2 protein-coding genes are annotated in these 2,681 nt (G+C 65.9%); one reads left to right on the top strand and one right to left on the bottom strand.

Annotation, left to right across the window (positions count from 1 at the left end; genetic code table 11):
• Window positions 1–124 precede the first annotated feature (124 nt).
• The gene (locus AB0D57_RS47510) at window positions 125–1,780 is read right to left on the bottom strand and encodes an MDR family MFS transporter (protein ID WP_362088738.1); all 1,656 of its coding nucleotides are present in this window, start codon (window positions 1,778–1,780) and stop codon (window positions 125–127) included.
• A 195-nt stretch (window positions 1,781–1,975) separates the two neighbouring features.
• On the opposite strand from AB0D57_RS47510, the gene AB0D57_RS47505 reads away from it, so the two are divergent.
• Window positions 1,976–2,575 carry a helix-turn-helix domain-containing protein gene (locus AB0D57_RS47505; RefSeq protein WP_362088737.1) on the top strand — a complete coding sequence of 200 codons (600 nt, stop codon included), beginning with the start codon at window positions 1,976–1,978 and terminating at the stop codon, window positions 2,573–2,575.
• Window positions 2,576–2,681: the final 106 nt, after the last annotated feature.

Raw genomic sequence — 2,681 nt, 5'->3', positions numbered from 1 at the left:
CTTCCTTCGCCCCTGCGGCCCCCGGTCCTTGCGTATCTCGAAGTCCATTGCATCCCCTGAGCTGGGGTGTTGCAACGACCACTAGAACTCAAGGACACGCCGGGGGCCTTCGGATCAAGCAGGGCTAGACGGCCACGGTTCCCTTCGACGGAGAGCCACTCGCCGGATCCTCACCCGGCTCAGCCGCAGCCGACCCGGCCCCCCGAAGCGGAACCTCCTTCACGAACACCGCGGCCACCAGAACGGCCACCGCCACCACCGCTCCCAGCAGGAACGCGGAGTGCGTACCGCTGGACACCGCGTGCTGGTACGCCTCGCGAGCCTCGGCCGGCAGCTTGGCAAGGCTGGCCGCATCGAGCTGAGCCGACTGCTCGGTGATCTTCGATCCCAGCGCCCCGGCCCGCTCGGACATCACGTCCTGGACCCGGTTGTTGAACAGCGCACCCATGATCGCGACACCGAAGGACGAGCCGAGCGTACGGAAGAGGGTCGTGGACGAGGACGCGACACCCATGTCCTTCATCTCGACGCTGTTCTGCGCGACCAGCATGGTGACCTGCATCAGGCAGCCCATGCCCAGGCCGAGCACGGCCATGTACAGCCCCGAGGTCAGCCTGCTCGTGTCGGTGTCCATCTGCGCGAGCAGGTACAGACCCACCGTCATCAGCACACCGCCGGCGAGCGGGAACACCTTGTACCGGCCGCTGTCGGTGGTGACCCGCCCGGCGACCATCGAGGTGACCAGCATCGCGCCGAGCATCGGCAGGAGCAACAGCCCGGAGTTGGTCGCGGACGCGCCCTGCACGGACTGCTGGTACAGCGGCAGGAAGAGGACGGCGCCGAACATCACGAAGCCGGTGATGAAGCCGATGATCGACATCAGCGTGAAGTTGCGGTTGCGGAAGATGTGCAGCGGCATGATCGGCGCGGCGGCCTTGGTCTGTACGAAGACGAAGCCGACGAGCGCGGCGACGCCGATGCCGATGAGCTCCATAATCCTGGCCGAGCCCCACGCGTACTCGCTGCCGCCCCAGGTGGTGACGAGGACGATGGCGGAGATACCGAGGGCCAGCAGTCCGGCACCGAGGTAGTCGATCTTCGCCTGGACCCGCTTCTTCGGCAGGTGCAGTACGGCGCTGACGGCGAGGAGCGCGACGACGCCGAGCGGCAGGTTGATGTAGAAGGACCAGCGCCAGCCCCAGTTGTCGGTGATGGTGCCGCCGACCAGCGGACCGCCGATCATCGCGAGCGCCATGACGCCGGCCATCATGCCCTGGTACTTGCCGCGCTCCCGCGGCGGAATCAGGTCACCGATGATCGCCATGACACCGACCATCAGACCGCCGGCGCCGAGTCCCTGAATGGCGCGGAAGCCGATGAGCTGCCCCATGTCCTGGGCCATGCCGCTGAGCGCGGAGCCGATCAGGAAGATCACGATCGAGGTCATGAAGGCGCCCTTGCGCCCGTACATGTCGCCGAGCTTGCCCCAGATCGGGGTGGAGGCGGCGGTCGCGAGGGTGTACCCGGTGACGACCCACGACAGGTGTTCGAGTCCGCCCAGTTCGCCCACGATCGTCGGCATCGCCGTGCCCACGATCATGTTGTCGAGCATCGCCAGCATCATCGCGATCATGAGCGCGAACAGCACGACGCGCACGCTGCGCGGCTTGTGCTCTGCCTGCTGCTCTGCCTGCTGATCCGACGGTTGATCCGGCTGTTGATCCGGCTGCCGCTCTGGCTGCTTTTCGGTCGCTATGACCGCTTTCGCGGTGTCCGCCATCGTTCCCACTCCCCTGGTCCTGCCGCATGCTCACCGGCGCTGGAGCGACTGCCCCCACCCGCCTACTTACTTGCCGACCGGCAAGTTGACTACACTGGGGAAAGTAGCCTCGTAACTAGCCGGGCGTCAAGTAAGTTTGCCTGGATTTACCAGTCGGGCGACGCGTACGTTTCAAGGAGTGCGGGGAGCACAAGGATGGGCGGCGACATCATGGACGGCACGAAGCGACAGCGCCGCGGGGACACCCGCCAGCGCATCCAGGACGTAGCCCTCGAACTCTTCTCCGAGCAGGGCTACGAGAAGACCTCGCTGCGCGAGATCGCCGAACACCTCGACGTCACCAAGGCGGCGCTCTACTACCACTTCAAGACCAAGGAAGAGATCCTCATCAGCCTCTTCCAGGACCTGACGAGGCCGCTGGACGAGCTGATCGAGTGGGCGAGGCAGCAGCCGCACACCCTGGAGACCAAGCAGGGAGTGCTGCGCCGCTACAGCGAGGCTCTCGACGGCGCGGCGCCCCTCTTCCGCTTCATGCAGGAGAACCAGGCGACGATACGGGAGCTGAGCATCGGCGAGACCTTCAAGGGCCGCATGCTGGACATGCTCGACATCATCAAGGACCCGGGCGCGCCGTTGACTGACCAGGTCCGTTGCATGAGCGCGCTCTTCTCGATGCACGCCGGGCTGTTCGCCCTCAGGGACGTCGACGCCGACCCCGAGGAGAAGCGCAAGGCGGTTCTGGAGGTCGCGATCGACCTGGTGACGCAGGCGCACGGGGGCGCTGCCGCTTCCTGAACCGCCTTGGCCCCTTAGGGCTTGCAGATCATTAACACGTCGTCTTGATCTTGTTGTGGGGCTCGCCTGTTTGGGCAAGGACTCGAGCCTGGAGGGCCGCGAGGGC

The organism is Streptomyces sp. NPDC048275, from assembly GCF_040652275.1.
Lineage (GTDB): Bacteria > Actinomycetota > Actinomycetes > Streptomycetales > Streptomycetaceae > Streptomyces.
Note: the sequence above shows the minus strand (reverse complement) of the source record. Positions and strands in the feature narration are given on the sequence as shown.